This window comes from Methanobrevibacter sp. (genome assembly GCF_045541095.1).
Taxonomy (GTDB): Archaea; Methanobacteriota; Methanobacteria; order Methanobacteriales; family Methanobacteriaceae; genus Methanocatella.
In genome coordinates this window covers 1-6,584 of the sequence record NZ_JAZQIJ010000135.1, presented here as the reverse complement: position 1 = coordinate 6,584, position 6,584 = coordinate 1, and the positions used below count along the sequence as shown (strand labels likewise).

Annotated in this window: 2 protein-coding genes; one reads left to right on the top strand and one right to left on the bottom strand. The window is 33.7% G+C overall.

Annotated features, from left to right (window positions below):
* Positions 1 to 130: 130 nt before the first annotated feature.
* The gene (locus tag ACKI2P_RS05625) at positions 131 to 5,908 is read left to right on the top strand and encodes a C1 family peptidase (RefSeq protein WP_407375803.1); all 5,778 of its coding nucleotides are present in this window, start codon (positions 131 to 133) and stop codon (positions 5,906 to 5,908) included.
* 26 nt (positions 5,909 to 5,934) lie between these two features.
* Here the strand turns inward: ACKI2P_RS05625 and ACKI2P_RS05620 are convergent, their stop codons facing one another.
* On the bottom strand, positions 5,935 to 6,474 hold the full coding sequence (locus ACKI2P_RS05620; RefSeq protein ID WP_407375801.1) for a ribonuclease H: 540 nt from the start codon (positions 6,472 to 6,474) through the stop codon (positions 5,935 to 5,937).
* Positions 6,475 to 6,584: the final 110 nt, after the last annotated feature.

Here is a 6,584-nt window from a genome sequence, read left to right as displayed (position 1 = left end):
TAAGCATTTTTTCAATTAAATTAATATATAAAGATTCACTTAAATTATATCATATAATGAAAAAAATAATTTTATTCAAAAAATTGGGGAATTTTAAATGAAATTAAAAAGGGGTATATTAATTTTTTGCATGATAACGTGTATTATGCTTACTGCATCATGCGCTTTTGCAAGCGATGCAGCAAATGAAACGATAAGTCAATATGATGATTCGCAGAATCTTCAGGTGGTAACTAATAATGTAAATGATACATATTCTGTATTGGGTGATTCTGCAGAAAATTCTGAGGTTTATTTTGATGCAAATGCCGCCAGTGACGGTAACGGTTCAAAAGAAAGTCCGTATAAGTATTATCAGTCAGACAGAATACCTTATGGTGGTACAGTATATTTTGCTGATGGTGTTTATAATATTGCTCAAAATGAAGCAACTTCAATTCATTCATCTTCAACTTACAAGACAACATTTATAGGTCAGAGTATCGAAAATACTATTTTGACTACTACATTGACCAATAAATTTGCTTTTACTGTAACAGACGGTTCCTATTTTGTCTTAAAGAATTTAAGAATGGATAAAATTCATATAAGCAATCATGCTAATATTATAGCTGACAATGTGGCATTCACATACAGTAAAAGTTTCACTTCCTCTCCGGGTCTTTCATATTCATATATTTCAAAAACATATGAATCCACTTATGGAGGAGTTATCATTTGTGACACTCCGTTTAACAAGAAAACCACTTTAAATCTTACAAACTGTCAATTCATTAGCAATTCAGCAGAATCCGGTGGAGTTATTGCTGCATATAACACTATAGCAAATATTCAAAACTGTCTTTTCGATGGTTCATCTGCAAATCGCTTTGGTGGTGCGATTTACAGTATCAAATCAAGTTTTAATATTCAAAACTCCTCATTTACTGGAAATAAAGCTAAATATGCAGGTGCAATATATGCAAACTGCAGTGATTTTCATTTAAAAGATTCCCAATTTTTACAATCACAGGCTACCAGTTTCGGTGGTGTAATAGCTTCATTTTCAAGCATTCTTGACATCAATAATGTTATTTTCAATGATTATGTCTCATTGAATGATGCAGGTGGTGCAATTTATGCTACAGGAGGAACAATAAACATTGCAGATTCCAAATTTGTGAAAGGTTATTCCGATTTCGGAGGAGCAATCAGCAGCCTGAAGACCAACTCCACAATCACAGGCACCGAATTTAGGGATAACCACGCAACATACTACGGTGGTTCAATCTACAATATGTACGGAAACCTTATTCTTACAGAAAACACTTTCAAAAACTCTCATGCTCTCAGTGGTGGAAGCATATTCAACAGGCTTTCCGATTTATTCACATTATCAAACAATCAGTTTATAAATTCCACAGCAAATGAAGGACATATTGTTTTCATTGACGGTGGCAATGTAAAGGTTGATCAAAAAGGTAACACCTATGACAGTGTATATGAGCTTTTAAAATATGGAAACATTTATGATATTGACTATTACAAGTCAGTTCCGATTATCAACTACACTCCGGAAGTAATAAGTGTTGTACCATCTTCATATGATTCAAGAAAGTATGGTTACATAACTCCTGCAAAGGATCAGATGGATGGTGGAAACTGTTGGGCATTTTCAGGAATTGCAACATTAGAGGCATGTCTTAAAAAGGCAACAGGAATTGAATATGACTTCTCAGAGGAAAACGTTAAAAACTTGATGTCAGAATATTCTCTGTTTGATTCAGACACCGGAGCAAACAGCGGTGGAAACCTGTACATGTTTATAGCATACCTTGCAAGCTGGTTTGGTCCGATATATGATGAATATGATGTTTATGATGATTATTCAGCATTGTCATTTATTCACGATTCAGAAATCCATGTCCAAAATGTTTACATCCTACCTGAAAGGCAGAATTTCTACGACAATGACCACATTAAACAGGCTGTAATGAAATACGGTGCTGTTTCAATAGGTATCGAGTTGGGTCAGAACAAAGGGCATGCAGTTACCATTGTCGGTTGGGATGATGAATTTACCAGTAGTGACTTTTTAGGAAACAAGGCGTTAGGTGCATGGATAGTCAAAAACAGCTGGGGAACTGAATGGGGATACAACGGTTTCGGATACCTATCTTACCAGCAGCCTATCACTTTCGGATATACATTCATCTTTGACGATGACAGAGGATACAGCAATATCTATCAGTATGACTTTGAAGGTAAAAGCGGGTTCCATAGTATTGTCGGCAATCAGGTGTCCGTTAAAAACAAGTTCACAGCAGAAAAAGATGAAATCCTTTCAGCATTTTCTACTTATTTCGATGTACCAACAAATTACACTGCTTCAATTTATAAAAATGGAGAATTGATGACAACCCAGAAAGGATTTTCTGAGATAGGTTATTACACTATACCATTAACAAATGAGGTTTCACTTAAAAAAGGCGACAACTTTGAGGTTGAAATAACATTCTTCGGAAACGGACAGACATATTTCCCAATCAGTTCGGCTAGTGAAATCAACAAGATTAATTTCGGTGAAGGCATTTCATTTTTCAAAACTACCGGTAACTGGAATGATTTATATAACTATGCTTCAGTATCTGGAGTTGCTTGTATAAAGGCATTCACCCGTACTGATGATTTATCTGAAATATCACTTGACGTTAATCCGTACAATCATTTCGACAATATCTATGTAGAAGATTTGGTCAATATCGGAATGGACATTGACAAATATTGTGATGTTGATGGAATCCAACGTTTAGTTGATGGTCTTGTAACATTCACAGTAAACGGAACAAACTACTTTGCAACAGTTGAAAACGGAAAAGCTACTCTAAATATTTCCTTTGAAAAGGAAGGAACATATGACATTACAGCACAATTCAAATCAAGCAGGGCAATTTCCAAAGTTGTTGAATTCAAAATCAATGTAGCTAAAACTAATAATAATTTGGTTATTCAAACTCAGGATGTATCTAAATTTTATGGAAGTTCTGAAAAATATACAGTAACATTTATAAATGACGGTAATCCTTTAGTTGGTGAAAATGTTAAAATATCAGTAAATGGAAAAGATTATGATGAAAAAACTGATGCAAATGGTCAGGTTGTGCTTGATTTAAGCGATTTGCCTGTTGGAGTATATTATGTATCTGCACAGCGTGGAGGTAAAGTTGTAACATCCAAGTTTGCAGTATTATCCACTATCGTTACTAATGACATGACACAAGACTTTTTCGATTCATATGTTTCTGCATCATTTTTAAATACTGATGGAAATGTGCTTAAAAATGCAGATATTACATTCAGTATTTCATATTATAATGTGAATTCAAATCCTATTGAATATTCCGCTGTTACAGATAATGAAGGTTTAGCAATTGCTAAAATTGGTAGTCCATATATTTTACCTGTTGAAAAGTATTCAGTATCAGTAGTTAATCCTGTAAGTGGTGAGAAAAAAGAATTCATATTGGATATTGCACAAATTGATTCTGAATGTTTACTTTCAGTTGTTCAGGACGGTTCTGATGTTATTATTAATGCTACAGTAGGTCCGTTGGGTATTCCTGCAACAGGTGATGTTAATTTCATTGTTCTTGGAAAAGTTTACAAAAAACCAGTTGAAAGTGTTAGAATAGGGAACAATAGGTTTTATATTGCCAGCTTAAAACTTGATAATTTAGCTGTTGGTAAATATACTGTATCTGCTACTTATTCTGGTAATCAAAACCTGAGGGTTTCTTCAGACAGCAGAGAATTTTCAGTCACTAAAAATCCTTATATATTAAATGCTGAAACTTTTGCGACTTATTATGGAGGATCATTTGCTAAGGCTACAATAGCTGATAGTAATGGTGATCCTGTTAAAGGTGAAACCGTTTATGCAACAATTCGAAATAATACATATACTGCTACTACTGATGAAAAAGGTGAAGCAAATTTCCTCAATTTGAATTTGGAAGTTGGGGAATATCCTGTATTGTATGAATATAATGGCCAGTCAATTGAAAGATATCTTTTTATTTACTCAACAATTACTATGGATGGTTCAGATGCAGAATATTTAAATTCCAAACTCGGAGCTAATTTTGAAAACCCATTTTCATATGATCTTTCTAATATGGAGGTCAAATTCATAGTTAATGGAAATGAATACACTGCAACTACTGATAGCAATGGATATGCAAGTGTAGATGTTGACTTACCTGTGGGAACTCACACAATTACAACAGTTAACACAAAAAGTGGTGAGAAAAAAATTTCCCAAATAAAAATCTATAAAACCACTCCTTCAATTTCAATATCCAAATCCAAACGTGATAATTCCATTTTCATAACTGCTGAAATTACACATACATCTGCAATGGGTTATGTCGTATTTACCATGGGATCAAACAAATACACAACTATTCTTTCCAAAGGAAAAGCTGTTCTGGCTTTAAGTGTTCTTGAAGAAGGTTCCTACAGTGTATATGCAAATTATATCGGAGACCCTAACTTCAACAATATAAAGTCAAAAACTCTGGATTTCGATTATGAAATTACAAATTATACATTAACCACTCAAAAGGTGGAAAAATATTATGGTGGTTCTGAAAAATTCACAGTTACTTTAACCAACTTCAATAAACCTGTTAGCAATGCTGTAATTCAACTTTTAATCAATGATGTATCATATAATATAACAACTGATGCAAATGGTGTTGCTACATTGAAAAGTGAATTAAATCCTGGTATTTACAGTGTTTTAGCAACCTTTGAGGACAGGACTGCTTTAGCTGAAATTACAGTCAAGTCAACAATAACCGTTGTTGGTGCTGTCGAGGATGTTTCAACAGATAAGTTAAATGTCGAACTTATTGATGGAAACGGTAATTTGATTAAAAATACTGCTGTTACATTTAAAATAAACTCCGCTGAATACAAAGCAACTACTGATGCTTCAGGTATTGCCAGTTTGGAAGTAGGTCTGAATAGGGGAGATTATAAAGTTACCATTATCAATCCTGTAACCGGTGAAAACAAGAACACTAATTTAAAAGTTACAAAATCAACTCCAACTCTCAGCTTATCACAGGTTAATGAAAACGGTGTTGATGTTTTAAAAGCGGTTTTACCTAAAGACGCAACAGGAACTGTTGATTTTGTTGTAGAAAATGAGGGTGAATATTCATTTGAATTGGATGGAGGTATTGCAAGACTTGAAGGACTTGAACCTGGTGAATATCTTGTAACCGTGAATTATCATGGAAATGACATATTCAAACCGGTATCAAAATCCACTACATTCGTGGTTTCAGAAGTCAAAGGGGTTATAACCTCTGTTTCAACTGTTAAAACCACATACGGTACTGCCAAAAAACTTGTCATCACATTGAAAGATTCCTTAGGAAATAATTTAATGGGTAGAATAGTAAAACTTAGCCTAAATAATAAGGTATATTCAGCACAAATATATTCAGATGGTATGGGCAGTATTAACATTCCTGCAAACCTTGTTCCAAAAACATATACTGCAAAAATAACATATAGTGGTGAGGAAGACATTTTAGGAACTTCCAAAACAATTAAGGTTGTAGTAAGCAAGGCAACTCCAAAATTAACTGCAGCGAAAAAGACCTTTAAGATTAAAGATAAAACCAAAAAATATGTGGTTACCTTAAAAACTGATAAAAACAAGGTTTACAAAAACCAGAAAATTACTATAAAAGTTAACGGTAAGACTTACGCTGCAAAAACAAACAAAAAAGGTCAGGCAACATTCAAGCTTACCAAACTAACCAAAAAAGGAACATTTACTGCTACTGTTAAATTTGCAGGAAACGCCTACTATAAGGCTGTAACCAAAAAAATAAAAATAACTGTTAAAAAGTGATTAATCTCACTTTTTAAATCTTTTTTTTAATTATTGATTGATGATTTTTTTCCAAGAAGCCTGTCATCCTTTTGATTGTAACCGATTGTTTTTCCGGTCTTTTTTGAATTTATTTTAGCCTTCACGGCCAGCTTGTCGGCTTTTTGGTTTAGTTTGTCTTTTGAGTGTCCTTTGACTTTTTTGAATGTAATGTTTATTGGCTGAATCAAATCCCAAATTGCTTTTATCAATTCAAGATTTTCAATGGTTTTGCCGTCAGATTTTTTCCATCCTCTGCGTTTCCATCCTGCTGCCCATTGGGTGAATATGTTGATGCAATATCCTGAATCGGAGCATATCTCGATTTCATCTCCTTCATCTGATGCATCTATGAAATCACGGACTGAAGCATAAATTGCATAGAGTTCCATTTCGTTGTTGGTTGTCAGAGGACATCCTCCTGACTGTTCAGCTATTATTTCATTATCGGCCAATTTGATGAATGCCCAACCTCCGGCTTCACGAAGGTATTTGCCGTTCTTCTTTACCATGGTTGCAGCACCGTCAGTATAATAATCGTATTTCATTTTAATCACATATATTATTTTAAGCAAATGATTATTTAAAATTTAACTCGCCAAATCAATCATGTCTATATACGCCTTGTTTTATTGTTTTTAGCTTTCAAATTAGTTAT

What these genes read in the sequence shown, in the direction of transcription:
- ACKI2P_RS05625 (WP_407375803.1), top strand. Translation starts at nt 131, where the DNA reads ATGATAACGTGTATTATGCTTACTGCATCATGCGCTTTTGCAAGCGAT.
- ACKI2P_RS05620 (WP_407375801.1), bottom strand. Translation starts at nt 6,474, where the DNA reads ATGAAATACGATTATTATACTGACGGTGCTGCAACCATGGTAAAGAAG.